Source organism: Streptomyces sp. NPDC102406 (assembly GCF_044765725.1).
Taxonomy (GTDB): Bacteria; Actinomycetota; Actinomycetes; order Streptomycetales; family Streptomycetaceae; genus Streptomyces.
On sequence record NZ_JBIWKP010000001.1, the window covers coordinates 516,537 to 535,350 of the forward strand.

Annotated in this window: 10 protein-coding genes; 6 read left to right on the forward strand and 4 right to left on the reverse strand. The window is 73.8% G+C overall.

Features of this window, described 5'->3' with window-relative positions; genetic code table 11:
* Positions 1-26: 26 nt before the first annotated feature.
* The 6 genes from ACIRF8_RS02525 (at position 27) to ACIRF8_RS02550 (ending at position 11,309) form a co-directional block, all read left to right on the forward strand.
* A complete protein-coding gene (locus ACIRF8_RS02525; RefSeq protein WP_404210050.1) occupies positions 27-1,862 on the forward strand; it encodes a hypothetical protein in 1,836 nt (611 codons plus the stop codon).
* The gene (locus ACIRF8_RS02530; protein ID WP_404210052.1) at positions 1,859-3,016 is read left to right on the forward strand and encodes an acyltransferase family protein; all 1,158 of its coding nucleotides are present in this window, start codon (positions 1,859-1,861) and stop codon (positions 3,014-3,016) included. The genes ACIRF8_RS02525 and ACIRF8_RS02530 overlap by 4 nt, the downstream gene beginning before the upstream one ends.
* A 39-nt stretch (positions 3,017-3,055) precedes the next feature.
* Positions 3,056-3,874 (forward strand): TylF/MycF/NovP-related O-methyltransferase, encoded by an 819-nt coding sequence (locus tag ACIRF8_RS02535; protein WP_404210054.1) that lies wholly within the window; start codon positions 3,056-3,058, stop codon positions 3,872-3,874.
* A gap of 102 nt (positions 3,875-3,976) precedes the next feature.
* On the forward strand, positions 3,977-7,435 hold the full coding sequence (locus ACIRF8_RS02540) for a CDP-glycerol glycerophosphotransferase family protein (RefSeq protein WP_404210056.1): 3,459 nt from the start codon (positions 3,977-3,979) through the stop codon (positions 7,433-7,435).
* Complete coding sequence (locus tag ACIRF8_RS02545) at positions 7,432-10,167, forward strand: CDP-glycerol glycerophosphotransferase family protein (protein WP_404210058.1); 2,736 nt, start codon at positions 7,432-7,434, stop codon at positions 10,165-10,167. Before ACIRF8_RS02540 ends, ACIRF8_RS02545 begins: the two co-directional genes overlap by 4 nt.
* Positions 10,164-11,309 carry a glycosyltransferase gene (locus ACIRF8_RS02550; RefSeq protein WP_404210060.1) on the forward strand — a complete coding sequence of 382 codons (1,146 nt, stop codon included), beginning with the start codon at positions 10,164-10,166 and terminating at the stop codon, positions 11,307-11,309. Before ACIRF8_RS02545 ends, ACIRF8_RS02550 begins: the two co-directional genes overlap by 4 nt.
* Before the next feature lie 36 nt (positions 11,310-11,345).
* Here the strand turns inward: ACIRF8_RS02550 and ACIRF8_RS02555 are convergent, their stop codons facing one another.
* The 4 genes from ACIRF8_RS02555 to ACIRF8_RS02570 all read right to left on the reverse strand — a co-directional run bounded on the left by ACIRF8_RS02555 (position 11,346) and on the right by ACIRF8_RS02570 (position 18,486).
* Positions 11,346-12,227: a carbohydrate ABC transporter permease gene (locus ACIRF8_RS02555; RefSeq protein WP_404210062.1), complete on the reverse strand. Its 882-nt coding sequence runs from the start codon at positions 12,225-12,227 to the stop codon at positions 11,346-11,348.
* The gene (locus ACIRF8_RS02560) at positions 12,224-13,552 is read right to left on the reverse strand and encodes a carbohydrate ABC transporter permease (RefSeq protein ID WP_404210064.1); all 1,329 of its coding nucleotides are present in this window, start codon (positions 13,550-13,552) and stop codon (positions 12,224-12,226) included. The genes ACIRF8_RS02555 and ACIRF8_RS02560 overlap by 4 nt, the downstream gene beginning before the upstream one ends.
* 127 nt (positions 13,553-13,679) lie before the next feature.
* Positions 13,680-15,050 (reverse strand): ABC transporter substrate-binding protein, encoded by a 1,371-nt coding sequence (locus tag ACIRF8_RS02565; RefSeq protein ID WP_404210066.1) that lies wholly within the window; start codon positions 15,048-15,050, stop codon positions 13,680-13,682.
* A 238-nt stretch (positions 15,051-15,288) separates the two neighbouring features.
* Positions 15,289-18,486: an FHA domain-containing protein gene (locus tag ACIRF8_RS02570; protein ID WP_404210068.1), complete on the reverse strand. Its 3,198-nt coding sequence runs from the start codon at positions 18,484-18,486 to the stop codon at positions 15,289-15,291.
* Between the last annotated feature and the right edge of the window lie 328 nt (positions 18,487-18,814).

Here is an 18,814-nt window from a genome sequence, read left to right on the forward strand (position 1 = left end):
GCGGGGCCGTGGGTGTTGGTCCCCTGATGAAGCTCCTGAACCGGCCCTCCGCCCCGCCCCGCTCCGCCGTCCCCGGCGCCCGCCGCCCCGGCGCGCCGCCCGGTGCCGAGGCCCGCTCCTGGGCCCTGCCCCTCGCCGTGCTCGGCGCCGCCGCCCTCGTCGCCCTCCGCGCCGCCCGCCTCGGCCAGTGGATCGTCGACGACGCCGCCGTCACCTTCGCCTACGTCCGCAGCGTCGGCGACGGACTCGGCCCGGTGCAGCAGCCGGGCGCCGGGCCCGTCGAGGGGTACTCCAACCCGGTGTGGCTCGCGCTGCTGCTCGTCGGCCGGGTCCTCGGCCTCTTCGACCACGGCGCCTGGTCCGGGGTGAGCGACCTCGCGCTGTTCCCGAAGGCGCTCGCGCTCGGCTGCGTGGCCGGGACCCTGGCGTGTGTCGCGGGCGTGGCGCGGGTGGCGCTGCCCCGGCGGGCCCCGCTCGTCACGCTCGGCACCGGAGCCCTGCTCGCCGCCAACGAGTCCTACGTCGTCTGGTGCTTCTCGGGCCTGGAGAACTCCCTGTACGGGCTGCTCGCCGCCGCCCTGGCCCTCCTCCTCGTCCGGGGCGGCACCGGGTCCCGCGCCGCGTGCGCCGCGGCCGGGCTCGCCCTCCTCGCCGCGCTCACCCGCCCCGACGGAGCCGTGCTCGCCGCCGCCCACCCCGCCACCGTGCTGCTGCTGCGGCGCCGGGGCGCCCTGCGGTCGGCGCTGCTGAGCGCCGCGGTGTTCGGCGCCGGATACGGTGCCTTCCTGCTGTGGCGGCACGCCGAGTTCGGGCGCTGGGTGCCGAACACGGCCGTCGCCAAATCACAACAGCCGCCCACCGTCGCCGAGTTGGCGAAGGTCGGGGAACTGCTCGACTACGCGGGCTGGGCGCCGGTCCTGCTCTGCGTCGCCTGCGCCGGGCTCGTCATGGCCCGCCCAGGACCCGTGCGGCGGGCGGTCGGCGTGCTCTGCGTGCCGCTCACCCTCACCCTCCTCGCGTACGGCGCGCTCGCCCGCGACTGGATGCCGCTGTACCGGTTCGCCACCCCGGTGTGGGTGCTCGGCTCCGCCGTCGCCGCCCTCGCCCTCACCGCCGTCGCGAGTGGCGCGGGGACCCGGGCAAGGGTGCTGCTCGGCTGCGCCGTGGCGGGCGCGCTCGTCCTCTCCGTCGCCGGGCAGGGCGTGCGCGGCGAGGGGTTCAGGCGCGAGCCGACGCTCTCCATGTGCTGGGTCGCCGACCGCTACGGCCGCACCTTCGACGCCTACGCCGACCGGCTCGCCCTGCGCCCCGGCGCCACCGCCGCGCTGCCCGACCTCGGCGGCATGCTGCTCACCAGCCGGTTGCGCGTCGTCGACCTCGCGGGCCTCACCGATCGGGCGATCGCCGACGCGTACGCGGCCCACGACCGCGCCGCCCTCACCCGGTACGTGCTGACCGAGGCCCGCCCCGAGCTCCTCCACACCCACGGCCCCTGGACGGTCAGGACGGGTCTGACCGCGGCCCGCCTCGCTGCCGCCGGGTACGTGCCGCTGTACCGGGAGGGCAACGGCGGCGACTACGTCCTCGCCTCCGCCGTCCCCGGCGGCCCGCACCGGATCGACGCCGTCCGGGACTGGGCGCGCCCCCGCCTCGACGGCATGACCCGCGCGAAGCACCACGAGCGCGGCCACCTCGGCGACTGCGGGGCCCGCCTCCTGCCGGACCGGCCCGCGCAGGCCCCGGCCGCCACCCCGGCCCGGCTTCCGGCGCCGCCCCCGCGCGGCGACGTCAGGCCGATCCCGCTCGCCACCCCGCGGCCGGTCCCCGTGGTGCCCGCCGCCGCCCGGGGGGTGGAGCTGTGACCGCCACCCTGCTGCCCTCCCGGCAGCCGCCGCGCCGCCGCGCCCGGGAGGCGGCCGGGGCGGGGCGCCTGGACTCGCTCACCGGGCTGCGGTTCCTCGCCGCGTTCGCCGTCTTCACGCACCACTTCACGGGTGCGAGCCCGTCCGGCGGCGTCGCCCACGCGCCCGCGCTGTTCCCGTACTCGACGATGGGCGTCAACGGCGTCGGGTTCTTCTTCGTCCTCTCCGGTTTCCTGCTCGCCTGGGGGCACCGGTCGGGGACCGGCGCCAAGGAGTTCTACCGGCGGCGCGCGGGACGCGTCCTGCCGCTGCACCTGGCCGCGACCGTGCCGTGCGTCTGGGTGTTCCACGTGTGGGGCGGCGTGCCGTGGGACCTTCCGAGCTTCCTGGCGTCGCTCGCGCTCGTGCAGACCTGGTTCCCCGGCGTCGTCCCGATGTTCCCCGGCAACGGCGTGTCGTGGACGCTCAGCGTCGAGGCCTTCTTCTACCTGCTGTTCCCGTTCGTCGTCCGGGGCGCCTACCGGCTGCGGACCCGGACCCTGCTCGCTCTCGCCGCCTCGGGCCTGCTCGCCATGTGGGCCGTCAACTGGTGGGCCGCCGCGCACCTTTCACCGTTCCACCGGGAATGGCTGATGCGGCTCCCGCCGGTCCGGCTGCCCGAGTTCGTCCTCGGCCTGACCCTCGCACTCGCCGTGGGCAGGGGCCTGCGCGTCCCGCTGCGACCCGTCGTCCTCACGGCCGCCTTCGCCGCGTACACGGTGGTGTACGTCCACCGCGACGCCTGGTGCTCCGACGCCGTCGCCGCACAACTCGGGTACTCGGTGCGCCCGTTGGTCGCCGTCTTCTCCGCGCTCCTGATCGTCGCGTACGTACGGCGTGAACGGGCCGGCCGGCGCGGCTGGCTGTGCACGCCCGTCATGGTGCGGCTCGGCGCCTGGTCGTACGCCTTCTATCTGTTGCACCAGACCGTCAACCGGCTGATCCTCGACCACTGGGGCCGTCAGGAGCCCACGAACCTGTCCGTGTTCACCCTGCTCGGCGTCGCGTCCGTCGTCGTCGCCCTGTCCTGGGCCGCGTACACCTACGTCGAGGAGCCCGCCCGGCGCTGGTGGAGCGGGCGCCGCAGCGCGCGGAGTGACTATACGCTGACTTAGCGTGACATTGAGGGTGAAATGCGCGTAGTGTCCGGCCTCATGGCATGGAAGAAAGCCGTCAACGGCGCACTCCGGACCCTCATCGGATACCAGCTCACCCGGCCGCAGGTGCCCGCCCCGCGCGTCGAGGCACCGAAGGCCCCGGAGCCCGCGCCGCCCGCGCCCGCCGCGCGCAAGGAGCTCCAGCTCCCCGTCGACTACGACGACGAGGCCAAGGAGACGATCCGCGCGGTCAAGCCGTGGACCATGACCTCCCCGGAGCGGCTCAACGCGTTCATCCTCGCCACCCGGCACGTCGTCCGCCACGACATCCCGGGCGACATCGTCGAGTGCGGTGTGTGGCGCGGCGGTTCGATGCAGGCGTGCGCGAAGACGCTGCTCGGCTGCGGCGCGACCGACCGCGACCTGTACCTCTTCGACACCTACGACGGCATGACGCCGCCCACCGACGAGGATTTGCGGCGCGACGGCACGCCCGCCGCCGACATCCTCGCGCGCCACGGCAAGGACAAGGCGATCTGGGCGTACGCCACCCTCGACGACGTCAAGTCCGGCTTCGCGTCGGTCCCTTACCCGGCCGAGCGCATCCACTACGTCCGGGGCAAGGTCGAGGAGACAGTGCCGGGCGAGGCCCCCGACAAGATCGCGATTCTGCGGCTCGACACCGACTGGTACGCCTCCACCAAGCACGAACTCGACCACCTCTACGACCGCTTGGTGCCCGGCGGTGTCCTGCTCATCGACGACTACGGCTACTGGCAGGGCAGCAGGCAGGCCGTCGACGAGTTCCTGGAGCGGACCGGCGAGCGGCTGCTGCTCCTGCGGATGGACGAGGGGCGCATCGCGGTCAAGCCGTAGCCGCGCTCACCCGTACGGCCCAGGACCGGTGACCGGGAACGGCGGTGCCGGTTGTGCACGGGCAGGCCCCTCACCGTTCGCCGGAAGGAACGTGCGCAGCGCATGACACCCCGCCTCACCGTCGTCGTCCCCGTCTACAACGTCGAGGACTACCTCCGCGCCTGCCTCGACTCGCTGGCGGCGCAGACCGTGCCGGACATCGAGGTCGTGATGGTCGACGACGGCTCCACCGACGGCAGCGGCCCGATCGCGCGCGAGTTCGCCGCCCGCGACGCCCGGTTCCGGCTCGTCGAGCAGGCCAACGCCGGTCTCGGCGCGGCCCGCAACACCGGCGTCCGGCACGCCACCGGCACCCATCTCGCCTTCGTGGACAGCGACGACGTGATCCCCGAGGGAGCGTACGAGCTGATGCTCGCCACCCTGGAGGAGACCGGCTCGGACTTCGTCACCGGCAACGTGTTCCGGCTGCGCGCCGACGGCACCACCGAGCAGTCGCCCATGTTCCGCAAGGCGATGGCCACCACCCGCCCGGCCACCCACGTCACCCGCGACTGGGACCTGCTCACCGACCGGATCGCCTGCAACAAGGTGTTCCGGCGCGCCTTCTGGGACGAGCACGCCCTCGCCTTCCCCGAGGGCGTGCTCTTCGAGGACATCCCCCTCGTGCTGCCCGCCCACTTCCTGGCCCGCTCCGTCGACGTCCTCCAGGACACCGTCTACCTGTGGCGCGACCGCGACGGCTCGATCTCCAACCGGCGCGCCGTCCCGCGCGCCGTCCGCGACCGCACCGCCTCCGTCACCCACGTCAGCACCTTCCTCGCCGGGCGGCCCGAGTGGCGCGAGGCCAAGCGGCGCTACGACGCCTCCGTGCTCGCCGGTGACCTGTGGATGTTCATGGAGGCGCTGCCCGACGGGGACGGCGCCTACCACGAGGCCTTCCTCGACGAGGCCAACTCCTTCGCCGACCGCGTCGACCCGGCCGTCCTCGCCGAACTGCCGCTGGGCCTGCGGGTGCGCTGGCAGCTCATCCGCGAACGCCGCGTCCCGGAGCTGCTCGCCCTCATGGCGTACGAGGCGGCGAACCCGGGCGCCTTCCGGGCCCGGCGCGGGCCGCGCGGGCGCCGGGCCGACTACCCCGTCCTCACCCGGCCGCTGCCCCGCGACATTCTCGCCCTCACCCGCGCCGACCTGCCGCTGGAGGCCCGCGTCACCCACGCCGCCTGGAGCGACGACGGCATGCTGCGGCTCAAGGGCTTCGCCTACGTACGCAACGTGCCCGCGGGCCGCATCGCCGCCCGCGCCCGCATCGCCTGGCTCCGCGCGGGCCGCCGCCGGGCCGTACCGCTGCGGCTGCGCACCGTCCGCTCGCGCGAGGCGACCCTCGCCTCCAGGCAGGGCCTGCACAGCTACGACCGGGCCGGGTTCGAGACCGTCGTCGACCCGGCGAGACTCGTCACCCGGCGCGCCTCCACCACCTGGAACCTGGAGATCGCCGTCCCCGCGGGCGGCCCGCTGCCGCGCACCGGACCCGTCCGGATGAACGGCACCTGTCCGCTGCCCGTCCGTTACCTCGACGACTTCCTGCGGATCGCGCCCACCCTGCGGGGCGGACGGTTGCGGCTGCGCGTGGAGCGGCTGCCCGCACGGCTCGTCGCCCACGAGAGCGACGGGCGGCGGGTGCGGCTCACGGGTGAGCTGCGGCGCGCCAAGCACGGGCCGCCGGTCGCCGTGCGCGTCGAGAACTGGCGCACCAAGGAGGCCCGCGACCTGCCCGTCACCGTCAGCGGGCGCACCTTCGCCGCCGACGTGCCCCTCGCCCTCTTCGGCGGCAGCGACGGGCCCGCTGACCCCTGGGGCGTCGGCCTGGTCGACGCCGACGGCACCTGGACCCCGCTCCCGGTCCACCCCGACATCGCCCCCGGCCGCTACGGCCTGGACGGGGGGCGCGAGCTGATGCTGCTGGCCAACCCGTCCGGCAACACCGAACTGCGCGACCAGACGGTACGACCCGTCGTCGACACCCTCCGCTGGGAGGAGTCGGGCCGCCTGGTCCTGGCGGGCAGCTACCCCGACGCCGTCCGCCGCGAACTGGTGCTCGTGCACAGCGGCCACGACGAGGAGGCCGTCGTCCCGGTCACCCACGCCGACGGCCGCTTCGAGACGGCCCTGCACCCGCACGCGCTCCCCGGCCCGGCCGGCACCCTGCCCCTCGCCGAGGGCCACTGGTACCCGTACCTGCGTGCGAGCGGCGACGGCGACCCCGGCGTGCCCGTACTGGTCGCCCCCGCCCGCCACCCGGAGCTGCCGCTCATCAAGCCGCTGGGCGGCCGGGACTTCGTCGTGCAGCGCCGCCACCACGACCAGCTCCTGCTCACCTCGGGCACCTCCCTGCCCGAGGGGGACCGCGGACGCGGCGCCCAGCAGGCGCTGCGCGACGCCTACCGCGACGGGCGCACCCTGCGGCGCCGCGACGCCGTCCTCTACATCAGCTTCGACGGGCGCCAGCACTCCGACTCACCGCGCGCGATCTTCGACGAACTCGTGGCGCGCGGTACGGAGTGGGAACACCTGTGGGCGGTGCGCGACCAGCAGGTGGAGCTGCCGCCCGGGGCCACGCCCGTCGCCCTGTGGAGCGCCGACTGGCACGAGGCGCTGGCCCGCTGCCGCTACGTCGTCACCAACACGCACCTGCCCGAGTGGTTCGAGCGCGCCGAGGGCCAGTACGTCGTCCAGACCTGGCACGGCACCCCCCTCAAGCGGATCGGCCGCGACCTCCTGGGCAACGCCTCCGCCGACGCCAAGTACATCGCCACCCTGCCCGCCCGCGCCGACCAGTGGTCCCTGCTCGTCTCCCCGAACAGCTTCTCCACACCGATCCTGCGCAGCGCCTTCGGCTACACCGGACCCGTCCTCGCCTCCGGCTATCCGCGCAACGACATCCTGCACGCCCCCGACCGCGACAAGCTCGCCACCGCCGTGCGCGAGCGCCTCGCGATCCCCGACGGCAAGCGCGTCATCCTCTACGCCCCGACCTGGCGCGAGGACCAGCCCCGCAGGTCCGGCCGGTACGGCCTCGACCTCCGGCTCGACCTCGCCGCGGCGCGGGCGGCGCTCGGCGACGACCACGTCCTGCTGGTCCGCCGCCACTACCTGGTCGGCGGCTCCGTGCCCACCTGCGACTTCGTGCGCGACGTGTCCCGCCACCCCGACGCGGCGGAGCTGCTGCTGATCGCCGACGTGCTGGTGACGGACTACTCCTCGATGATGTTCGACTTCGCGCAGACGGGCCGCCCGATGCTGTTCCACACCTACGACCTCGACCACTACCGCGACTCCCTGCGCGGCTTCTACTTCGACTTCACCGCGCAGGCGCCCGGGCCGCTGCTGCGCACCAGCGACGAGGTGATCGCCGCGCTGCTCGACCCGGACGCCGCGGTCGCCGGGCACCGGGAGGCGTACACGCGGTTCCGTGAGGCGTTCTGCGACCTCGACGACGGCACCGCCGCCGCGCAGGTGGCCGACGCGATGCTGGCCCACGGCGCGGACGAGGGCCGCCGATGACCGCCGCCGGGGACTTCGACGTCAGCGTCCTCGTCGACTGCCCGGCGGGCACCGACCCGGCGCTCCTGAGGGCCACGGTCGGCTCGGCCCTGGCCCAGACCCTCGCCCGTACGGAGATCGCCCTCACCGGTGACGGCGCGGACTACGCCCCGGCCGACGCCCACGCCCACCGGGTCCACAGGGGCGCCCCGCGCGGCACCTACGTCCTGCCGCTGGCCCCCGGCGAACTCCTGGAGCGCGACGCGTGCCGCAACCTCCTCGCGGCGGCCCTCCGCTGCGACGCCGATCTGGTGGCGGGCCGCTGGACCCGGCTGACCGGCACCGGCACCAGGGAGCGCGCCCCCGAGTGGCAGAGCGGCCTGTACGCCAGGACGCGGATGCTCGACACGGCGGCCGAGGCGCCGGAACTGCTGACGCACGACGCGCTGACCGCCGGGTACTGCGTGCGGCGCGCCCTGCTCGACGCGGCGCCCCCGGACCGGCGCTCCGGGCTCGACCTCGCCGTCGCCGCCCGCCGCCTCGCTCTCGTGCCCCACCTGATCACCACGCGCCGCGCCGCCCCCGACCCGGCACGCGACCTCCCGGCCGCCGTCGCCCGGCACCGGCACGCGCTCACCCTGATCACCGATCCCGGGCTGCGGTCCCGCCGCGCGCACGCCTTCACCGCCGACCACGTCCTGCCGTGCGCCCGCGCCTTCCTCGGCCTCGACTCCGCACGCCGCAAGCAACTCGCAACCGAGGCACGGCAGTTGCTCGACGGGCTGCTCGAACCGGCCGCCCTCGGACAGCTCCCCGCCCTGGAACGGGTCGCCGCCCGGCTGCTCGCCGACGGGGACGCGGACGGCGTGCACACCGCCGCCTACGCCCTGGAGCGGCCCGGCACCGTCGTGGCCCCCCTGACCCGCCACGGCGACCGCGTCCACTGGAGCGCGGACCACACCGACGCCGCGTACGACGTCACCGAACTCGGGCACCAGCACCGGGCACCCCGCGACCTCGTCCTCCTCAACCGCGTCACCCGCTGCGCACGCGAGAACGGGGTGCTGGTCATCGAGGGCGAGGTCGTCGCACCCCTCGGCCTGGCCGACGGCGCCCAGGAACCCGTCCTCACCGCGACCCTCGACCTCACCGCCCGCGGCACCACCCGCCCCGCCCTGACCGTCCCCGCCGACGACGTACGCCTCCGGGACGCGCCAGGGCCCGCCCTCACCTGGCGCGCCGCCGTCCCGCTCACCCGGGCGCTGCGCCCGCGCGGCATCGGCGACCGCGTATGGGACCTGCGCCTGCGCCTCGCCGTCGACGGTGGACTCCTGCCCCCGCTCGACCTGTTCGCCGGACCCGACACCGTCCCCGGCAAGGCCGCGGCGCTCCCGGCCCGCCCCCGGCTGACCCGCCTCGCCGCCGACACCTGGCAGCCCTACGTCACCACCGGGCACCACCTCGCCGTGTGCCTGCTGCCGCGCGGACGCGCCGCCCGCAGGGCCGCCGCCCTCGTCCGGTACCTCACCCACTTCCGCCCGGCCCGCACGGCCAGGCGACTCGGAAGAAAGCTCCGCGAGCGGTACGAGGCGCTGCACTCCCAGCGCGTCAAGACCCACGTCTACAACCGGTACCTGCGCCGTCTGCCCGTCAGCCGCGGCACCGTCGTCTATGAGAGCCACATGGGCACGTCCTACGGCGACAGCCCCCGCGCCGTCCACGAGGAGCTGGTCGCGCGCCGCCGCGGAGCGCGCGCCATCTGGTCCTACGCCACCTCGCCCGAAGGCTTCCCGCGGGACGCGCGGCTCGTACGCCGCTGGTCCTGGCGGTATCTGTGGGCGCTGGCGCGCGCCGAGTGGTGGGTCGACAACCAGGGCTTCCCGCACGCCCTCGACAAGCCGAGGCACACCACGTACCTCCAGACCTGGCACGGCTCCGCGTACAAACGGATGGGCTTCGACGAGATCCGGCACAAGACGCAGAACGCCCCGCAGCGCGAGCGGCTGGCGCGCGCCGTCGACCGGTTCGACCACTTCCTGGTCCGCTCCGAGCACGACGTGCGCACACTCGCCCGCGCCTACCGCATCCCCGAGGAACGCCTGCTGCGCGTCGGCTACCCGCGCAACGACCGCCTCGTGGCGGCCAGGGCGCGTGACGAACGCGAGGGCCGCTTCCCCCGCCCGGCCCCCGCTGCCGCGCTCGGCATCCCCGACCACCGCACCGTCGTCCTGTACGCGCCCACGTTCCGCGGCGCCCCGAAGAACAGGAAGGTCCGACTGCCGCTGGACGTGCGGGCGTTCGCCGAGCGGTTCGGGGACACGCACGTCCTGCTCGTGCGCGCCCACTACATGGAGGCGGCCACCCTGCCGGTCACCCCGCCGGGCACCGTCCTCGACGTCTCGGCCCACCACGACGTCAGCGAACTGCTCTGTCTGACCGACGTGCTGGTCACCGACTACTCGTCGATCATGTTCGACTACGCGCTCCTCGACCGGCCCCTCGTGCACTTCGCCCCCGACCTCGACGCGTACACCGCCGACCGAGGCAGCTACTTCGACCTGCGCGCCCGCGCCGGCGGTCCCGTCGTCGCGACACAGGACGAGCTGCACCGCACGCTCGCCGGGATCAAGGAGTCCGACGGCGACTGGCGGGAGGCGCGGCGCGCGTTCGCCGCCGAGTTCGGGACGTACGACGACGGCGGGGCCGCCCGCGCCGTCGTCGACGCCCTCTTCACGCGAAAGGCAGGCTCATGACCGCGGCCCGCGATCTCTTCCTCGTCGCCAACAGCGCCGACGAACTGGGCGGCGTCACCGCCTGGACCCACCAGATGGCCCGCGCGTTCACCGGCGCGGGCCACCGCGTGCACGTCATCGGCGTCTACGAGTCCGACCTGAAGATGGCGGTGCCGACGGCCCCCAACTACCCGGTGACCAGCCTCTACCCGGAGCACCCGCCGACCCCGGACCCGCCGCGCGGCGCCCGCCGCCTCAGCGTGCCCGCGCGCCGCCGCGAGGCCCGCAGGATCGCCGCGAGGAAGCGGGCCGTCGCCAGGCTCGCGTCGATCCTGGGCGCGGCGCGGCCCGGCTCCGTCGTCATCGTCACCCAGGTGTGGCCGATGGAGTGGCTGCGCGAGATCGACACCTCGCACCTCACGGTCATCGGCATGAGCCACGAGTCGTACGGCTACTCGCGCGCCTGCCACCGCTACCGCTGGGTGAAGCGGCACTACCCGCACGTCGACCGCTGGCTGGTGCTCACCCAGGAGGACGCCGACACCTGGGCGGCCGACGGCCTGAACAACGTGGACTTCCTGCCCAACGCCCTCGCCCACCTGCCCGCCGTCCCCTCGCCGCGCACCGGGAAGGTCGTCTGCTCCATCGGCCGGCTCGCCGACCAGAAGGGCGTCGACATGCTGCTCGACACCTGGGCGAAGGTCGCGCCGTTCCGCGCGGACTGGCAACTGCACGTGTACGGGGCCGGTGCGGACGAACCGCGACTGCGTCGGCAGTGCACCGAGCTGGGCCTCGACACGTCGGTGCGGTGGCTCGGCCGCACCGACGACGTACCGGGCGCCCTCGCCACCTCCTCCGTGTTCGCGCAGTCCTCCCGCGGCGAGGGTTTCCCGCTGGCCCTCATGGAGGCGATGGCCAGCGGCGTGCCCTGCGCCGCGTTCGACTGCGCGCCCGGCGTCCGCGAGATCGTCCGCGACGGCGAGGACGGCCTCCTCGCCCCCGTCGGCGACCTCGACGCCCTCGCCGACCGGCTGCTGCGCCTGACCGGCAACCCGCGGCTGCGGGACACCCTGGGGGAGCGGGCCCGCGTCAACGTGCAGCGGTTCTCCGAGGAGCGGGTCCTGGAGAGGTGGGAGGAGATGTTCGCCCTCCTGGAACGGTAGGGCGCGGCCCCCGCCCCTCGCCTCCTCGCTGCGCCGCTATTTCACCGCGCCCGCCATGACGCCGGACACGAACTGGCGTTGGAACGCGAAGAACACGGCCAGCGGCACCACCATCGAGATGAACGCACCCGGCCCGAGCACGTCGATGTTGTTGCCGAACTGCCGGACCTGGGTCTGGAGGGCGACCGTGATCGGCTGGCTGTCGGTGTCCGTGAAGATCAGCGCGACCAGCATGTCGTTCCACACCCACAGGAACTGGAAGATGCCGAGCGAGGCGATCGCGGGACCGCCCAGCGGCATCACGACGCGGACGAACAGCCGCAGCTCGCCCGCGCCGTCCAGGCGCGCCGCCTCCAACAACTCCCGCGGGATCTCCGCGAAGAAGTTCCGCAGCAGGAACACCGCGAACGGCAGCCCGAACCCGACATGGAAGAGGATCACGCCGAACAGCGAGCCGAAGATCCCGATGTCGCCGAAGAGCTTCGCGATCGGCACCAGCGCGAGCTGCACCGGCACCACCAGGAGCCCCACCACGATGAGGAACCACCAGTCGCGGCCCGGGAACTCCATCCACGCGAACGCGTACCCGGCGAGCGAGCCGATGACGATGACCAGCAGCGTCGCGGGCACGGTGATCAGTGCCGTGTTCACCAGCGACCGGGTGATGTCGGAGTTCTCCAGGAGGCTGGTGTAGCTGTCGAAGGTGAGCTGCGAGGGCTCGCTCAGCACCTTCCACCAGCCGCTCGCCGACATGTCCTCCGGGGTGCGCAGCGAGGACAGCAGCAGCCCGATGGTCGGCACCAGCCACAACGCCCCCACCAGGATGAGGACGAACTGGAGGAACCCGCCGCTGACCTTCTCCGTGACCCTGCTCGCGAACGAACGCCGCGCCTTCACTGTCCCGTCGACGGTGGTCATGGTCGTGCCTCCCGTCGAAGTCGCCGCATGTTGAACCACATCACCGGGATCACGAGGAGCAGCAGCAGGACCGCGATGGCGCTCGCCAGGCCCTCGTTGCCCTCGCTGAACGCCGACCGGTAGAGCTGCAGCGCCAGTACGTTGGCGTCGTCCTGCGAGGCGCCGGGCGCGATGATGAAGATCAGGTCGAAGATCTTCAGCACGTTGATCATCAGCGTCACCAGGACGACGGCGAGCACCGGCGCGAGCAGCGGCACCGTGACCCGCCGGAACACCTGCCACTCCGACGCCCCGTCGACGCGGGCCGCCTCGAGCAGCTCCCTGGGGATGCTGGCGAGCCCCGCCCCGATCAGCACCATCGCGAACCCGGCCCACATCCACACGTACGAGACCATGATCGAGGTCGTGACGATGTTGAGGTAGAGGTCGAACCCGCCCAGGTGGATCGTGAAGAACTTCTTGTCGCCGAGCCAGTCGACACCGTTGTAGGGCTCCGCGAAGTTCGAGGCGGGCAGCCGGAGCCTGGCCCCGTCGGCCGCGGCGGGCAGGCTGAACGTCCCGTCCGCCGCGGCCGACGCGGACGCCACCACCTTGTCGCCCTTGACCGCCTCGATCCTCATGCCGGGATAGCCCAGCTCGGTGGAGTCGATGCCGTTGAGGCCGCCCGCGCCCTTGCCGAGGGTGAAGTCCTGCCAGACGGTGCCGGTGACCCCGGACGACGCGCCGCGCGGTTGTTTCGCCGGCTTCGCGTCCTTCGGCATCTGGTCGGCGGCGACCCCGACCAGCGCCAGCTTCACCGGCTGCCCGGCCCGCACCGGTTCCTTGGTGAGGAACGGGCCGCCGCTCTTCCCGGCGAGCTCCCCGTTCGGCCGCGGATGCGCCTTCGGGAACGCGGAGGAATCGGCGAACGTGTCGTGGATGCCCACCCACACCGCGTTCGCCGCGCCCTTCTCCGGGTCCTGGTCGTACACGAGCCGGAAGATGATGCCCGCGGCCAGCATCGAGATCGCCATCGGCATGAAGACGACCAGCTTGAACGCGGTGCCCCAGCGGATGCGGTCCGTCAGCACGGCGAAGATCAGGCCGAGCGCCGTGGCGACCGTCGGGGCGAGCACCACCCAGAAGATGTTGTTGTTGATCGCGGCTTTGGTGTCTTCGCGCGTGAACAGCGTCTCGTAGTTGTCGAACCCGATGAACGAGCCGCCCGACGCGTCGAAGAAGCTGCGCACGACCGAGTACCCGATGGGATACACGACCAGTGCGCCGAGCAGGATGAGCGCGGGCAGCAGGAACAGCAGCGCGACCGTCCTGCGCGTACCGGTCACGCTCTTGAACCGTGGTGAACCCTGTGCGGGGGCGGACCCGGACGCAGCCGCCAAGTCGCCTGTGGTCACAGGCGCCTTGGGGGTGCGGTCCGGGCCGCCGCCGTCGGCGGCCGGAGTCATCGCCGCGTCAGTCCTTGTACGCCTTGGCCGCGTCGGCCTCCAGCGTCGCCTGCGTACCCGCGACGTCCTTCGGGTTCACCAGGAAGTCCTGGAGCGCCTTCCACTCGCCCTTGCCGGGCGTGCCGCCGAACGCCTGCGGCGTCTGGTCCGACATGTCGAAGCGGAAGTCGTCGCCCGCGTCGATGAGCGCCTTGGCGATGGTGCGCTGCACCTCGTTCGGGTACGCCGACAGGTCCACGCTCTTGTTGGGGGAGAGGTAACCGCCCAGCTTGGCCTGGATCGTCGCCGCCTCCGGCGAGGCCAGCCACGTCACCAGCGCCTGCGACGCCTTCGAGTCCTTCAGGATCACCGCCGCGTCACCACCGCTGACCACCGGCATCTGGGCGCCCACCGCCGGGAACGGGAACACCTTCGCGTCCGTCCCGACCTTCGCCTTGGTCTGCTCGATGTTGACCTGCGCGAAGTCACCCTCGTAGACCATGGCGCCCTTGGGCTGGTCGCCGCCGGTGAAGGTCTGCTCGACCGACTTGGTGAACTCGGTCTGCACGGCCTCCTTGTTGCCGCCCGCGAGGAAGTCGCTCTTGCCCCACAACTGCGCGAGCGTGGTCAGCGCCTCCTTGACGGACGGGTCCGTCCACTTGATCTCGTGCTTGGCCAACTGGTCGTACTTCTCCGGGCCCGCCTGGGAGAGGTAGATGTTCTCGAACCAGTCGGTCAGCGGCCAGCCGTCGGCCCCGCCGATCGACATGGGCGTGACCCCGGAGTCGGAGATCGTCTGCGCGGTCGCCAGGAACTCCTTCCAGGTCTTCGGCACCTTGGCCGCCGCGTTCTCGAAGACCGCGTTGTTGTACCAGACGAGCGACTTGTTCGCGGCCTTGTAGTAGGCCGCGTACTGCTTCCCGTCGACCTTGCCCAGGTCCTGCCAGCCCTGGCTGTAGTTCTTGGAGAGCTGGGCCTGGGCCTCCGTGCCGAGCGGCTTGGCCCACTTCTTGTCGACGGCCTGCTTGATCGCGCCGGGCTGCGGCAGCATCGCGATGTCCGGCGGCGCGCCACCGGCCACCTTCGACCCCAGGAAGTTGATGATCGGGTCCTGCGCCGGAACGAACGTGACCTTCGCGCCCGTCCGCTTCTCGAACTCCGCGAGGACCTGTTTGAAGTTCTTCTGCTCGTCGCCGGTCCACACCGCGGCGATCTCCAGCGACTCACCGTCCAGCTTGGGCAGTTGGAGGCCGGAGGAGGGCGACTTGCTCGCGTCGCCCCCGCTCGACTTGTCGTCCTTGTCGCCATCCCCGCAGGAAGTGAGCGCGAGGGCCAGTGAGCCCACGGCCACGGCCGCGAGGGCCCGGCGGTATATGGGTGTCCGAAGAGTGCTGCGCATCGCTGCCCCGTTCTCGTCCTGAACGCTGAACGCACGTACTGAGCGGTGTCTCGTACCGAGCGGTGTCCCGTGCGCACTGGTCTACGCCCGACCAGGGAGAACCGGCAAGAGTGCCCGTGCTGTCCCGGCGGTGATCGTGACGGGGTCGTGATGCGTCAATCTCATTACGGAGCCCGGGAGTTGGTTTAAGTGCCGCTTACGTCGAACGGCCGACCGGCTCCCCGGGCCCGTCCGCGCCTCACAACAGCGACGGCACCTCCCGGGCGGACACCGACCGGGCGGCCCGCTCCAGCGCGCTGGCGAGCAGCGCCAGATCGGTCGGCCCGTTCCCCAGCTCCCGGACCGGGCGGCGGTCCGGCGGGTCACCCATCCGGGCCCAGTCGAGACCGACCACCGTCGGCCGCTGCGTGGCCGTGCGCGGGATCCGGCCGGTCACGCGCCCCGCCTGGAGGCCCACGTCCCGGCCGTCCGTCTGGTGCAGCAGGCCGCGCCCCGGCGCCGGATCCTCCGCACCCGACCCGACCGGATCGAGCACCACCAGCGGGCGCGCCGTCCACCCCGGGGCCCCGCCGGAGGCGAACGCCGCCACCAGATGCACCCCGAGCCGCTCCCCGTCCCGCACCACCGCCTCCAGGGCCCGCACGACGGACCCCGCGGCGGGCCGCCCCGGCGAGCCGAGCGGCGGCGCGAGCAGCGCGTCCAGATCGTCGACGACGACCACGAGCCGCGGCAGCGGAGGCGCCGGTTCCGTCTTCTGCCGCGCCCCACCGGGACGCAGCCGGATCGTCGAACTCGGCGGCGCCTCCAGATCACCGGCGCCCTGCGCGGACGACGCGACACGCTGGGCGATGATCCGCCCCGAGACGGCGCGCTGGGTGTGCCACTCCGTGAAGTGCGTACGCCCTATGAGTTCGGCCCGCCGCTTCAGCTCCGTGGTCAGCGACTGGGCGAACTCACGCATGCGCACCGGGTCGTTGGCGGCGAGGTGCGTCGTGACGTGCGGCAGATCGGTGCAGACCCGCAGCCCCTCGGCCCGCTCGCCGCCGGTGCTGCCGCCCGTACCGCCACCGTGCCCGTCGCTCTTGCCGTCGATGAGCACGACACCGAGCCGGTCGGGCCGCTCGGCGGCGGCGAGGGACGCGGCGACCGAACGCAGCAACTCCGTACGCCCACTGCCCGCGGGCCCCTCGATCAGCAGATGCGGCCCGTCCGCGGCCAGGTCGACGGCGACGGGACCGCGCGGCCCCGCCCCGAGCACCGCCCACACCCGGCCGCCCAGCGACCCGGGATCGTCCGCGGCGGCGGCCCAACGGGCCAGCAGCGACGCAGGGGTGGCCCGCGCGAGCCCCAGCTCGTCCAGCAGCCGGGCCGAGGACGGCAACGGGGCCGTCACGCGCGCGTGCCGGGCATCGGACGCGCCCGCCACATCCGTACGCAGCGGGGCGAGGGCCCGCGCGAACCGCTCGGCCCAGGGCCGGGAGACGGCGTCCACCGTGGCGACGGTGCCGTGCCCGACGGGCTGTCCGTGCGCCGCCCGGTGCAGCCGCAACGCCGTCGCCACGTCCCCGCTGAGCAGGGCCACGGCACCGCACGCGCGAAACGCCGGACTCTCGGCGCACGCCGCCTCGTACGACTCCGCGACGGGCGACGCCGGAGACGTGGCGGGCGCCTCGGCCAGACACAGCACGTGGATCCCGGCCGGGGCGCCCTCGGCGGCGAGCCGCACGGTCGCCTCCCGCAGTGTCGCGGACCCGGGGTCACCGTCGACGACGACGACCGTCGGTACGACCACGGCCTCCTCGGCGCCGAGCGAGTCCGCGCGGCCCGGCCTGAGCCCCGCCGCATGGTCGTCCAGACGCCGCAACAGCTCACCGGTGCGGGCCGCCGCCTGATCGCGGTCGTACGCGAGCAGCAGCCGGCAGTCCTGACCGTGCGCCGGACGCACATGCGGCAGCCACCCGAGCCAGGACCACTCGGCGACGCGCTGCTGCACCGTCCTGGCCCGGTCCGTGGCGATCAGTACGATCTCCAGCCGGTCCGGCGCGTGCAACGCGGCGAGCTGGGCGAGGACACAGCGGGCCAGCCCCGACAGCCGCGCCCGCGGACCCGCCAGACCCAGCGAACCCGCCTCGGCGAGCCCCACGGTCACCGGGACCGCGGGCAGCAGCCCCGCGCCGCCGGGCCCCGCCCGGTCGACGGTGCCGAGCCGCACGGCCAGCGCCTCCGGATGCCCGGGCCCGCGCTCCCACAGCCGGGGCCCCGGCCCGAGCGCCGTCAGCAACAGGGCCGCGGCGTCCGGCCACGTCTCGGCGGCAGGTGCCCCGGCGAGCGGCGCGGGCTCGAGCGCCTCCTCCTGCGACTCGGGCGTGTGCGGGGTGCGCAGGGTGTACGGCTCGTGGATCTCGTGCTGCTGATCCTGCTCGTCGCGCCCGCGCCGCAACAGCCGCCCCAGCCCGCCACGGCGGCGCGCGGCGCGGGGGACGGGGGTGCCGCGCGCCGGGGTACCGAGCCGCGTCCGCTCCAGGTCCGGAGCGCCCCCCTGCCCGGGCACCACAGCCCCGCCCCCTTCCCCGGCGGCACCCCAGGAGGCGTCTCCGTAGGCGTGGCGGGTTCCGTCGGACGTGAATTCGGATTCGGGTTCGGATTCGGATTCAGGTTCGGGTTCTGGTTCGGGATCGGGTGCGGGTTCCGGGGCGGGCGTGGGGTGGTGGGGCGTGGCGATGGTCTCGGACCCGGCGCCCCCGGGCGGCAGCCCCCCGGACCCACCCCCCGCCGCGACCCGTACATGCCCCTCGCCGTCCGGCGCCGTCCGCACCGGTGCGGGACGCGCCGCGTCACCCGCGACCGCGACCCGCAGCGCCGATTCGCCGAGGCGCAGCAGGGCGCCGGAGGAGAGGCGGACGGGGCGGTCGCCGAGGGGGCGGCCGTCCACCGTCGTGCCGTTCGTCGAACCGAGGTCCTTCACCGAGACCTGCCCGTCCGCGGCGAGCGTCACCGCGCAGTGCAGCCGGGACACGTCGGGGTCGTCCAGCGGCACGTCCGCGTCGGCGGAGCGGCCGACGCGGATCCGGCCGCCGTGCAGCAGATGGACACCGCCCGCGTCGGGCCCCGCCACCACCTGGAGCTGCGCCGCCGCGCCGTCGGGCTCGGGCCCGGGATCGGTGGGGGCGCCGAGCGACAGCACCGCGCCGTCGATCAGCGGCGGCTCACCGAGGAGGCAGCGCTGTGCGTCGAGCCGCTCGGCACCCGCGTACAGGACGGAGGAAGGGGCGTCACCGCCCGCGACGGCCGTGGCGAGGCCGGAGGCGACGGCGGCGAGCGCGGTGCCCGTCGGCGCGGTGACCAGCACGTCGACCGAGCTGCCCGCGGCTCCCTCACGCGCGGCGGCGTCGGGGCGCGTGCCCAGGGGGTCTACGACGGTAAGGCGGATCTGCATCGCCGTCTGCGGTCCCTTCTGCGCGGGCGCCCGGGACGGAACAGCCCGCGGTCCCCCCACCGCAGATTCCCCCATCGCTACGGGCACGTCAGCCAGTGCTGGAGGCATCCTCGCACTTGCCACCGACAACACGCCCGGGCCCCACCCGTAAGTGATCTTGATTGGTCGGCTCTGCCCGCAAAAGTGCCTGCTGCGTGCCGCCTCGGTGCCGCTTGAGATCGCTCACGCCACCGGGCGGCAACCAAGGACGCGGCGGCTGCGTCTTCCCGTGCGCCCTCTCGTACGTGACTTCTCGTACGCGTCCTCTCGTGGCAGACGGATGCCGCGG

Coding starts and splice junctions, on each gene's coding strand:
- ACIRF8_RS02525 (WP_404210050.1), top strand. CDS start 27: ATGAAGCTCCTGAACCGGCCCTCCGCCCCGCCCCGCTCCGCCGTCCCC.
- ACIRF8_RS02535 (WP_404210054.1), top strand. CDS start 3,056: ATGGCATGGAAGAAAGCCGTCAACGGCGCACTCCGGACCCTCATCGGA.
- ACIRF8_RS02540 (WP_404210056.1), top strand. CDS start 3,977: ATGACACCCCGCCTCACCGTCGTCGTCCCCGTCTACAACGTCGAGGAC.
- ACIRF8_RS02545 (WP_404210058.1), top strand. CDS start 7,432: ATGACCGCCGCCGGGGACTTCGACGTCAGCGTCCTCGTCGACTGCCCG.
- ACIRF8_RS02550 (WP_404210060.1), top strand. CDS start 10,164: ATGACCGCGGCCCGCGATCTCTTCCTCGTCGCCAACAGCGCCGACGAA.
- ACIRF8_RS02555 (WP_404210062.1), bottom strand. CDS start 12,227: ATGACCACCGTCGACGGGACAGTGAAGGCGCGGCGTTCGTTCGCGAGC.
- ACIRF8_RS02565 (WP_404210066.1), bottom strand. CDS start 15,050: ATGCGCAGCACTCTTCGGACACCCATATACCGCCGGGCCCTCGCGGCC.
- ACIRF8_RS02570 (WP_404210068.1), bottom strand. CDS start 18,486: ATGCAGATCCGCCTTACCGTCGTAGACCCCCTGGGCACGCGCCCCGAC.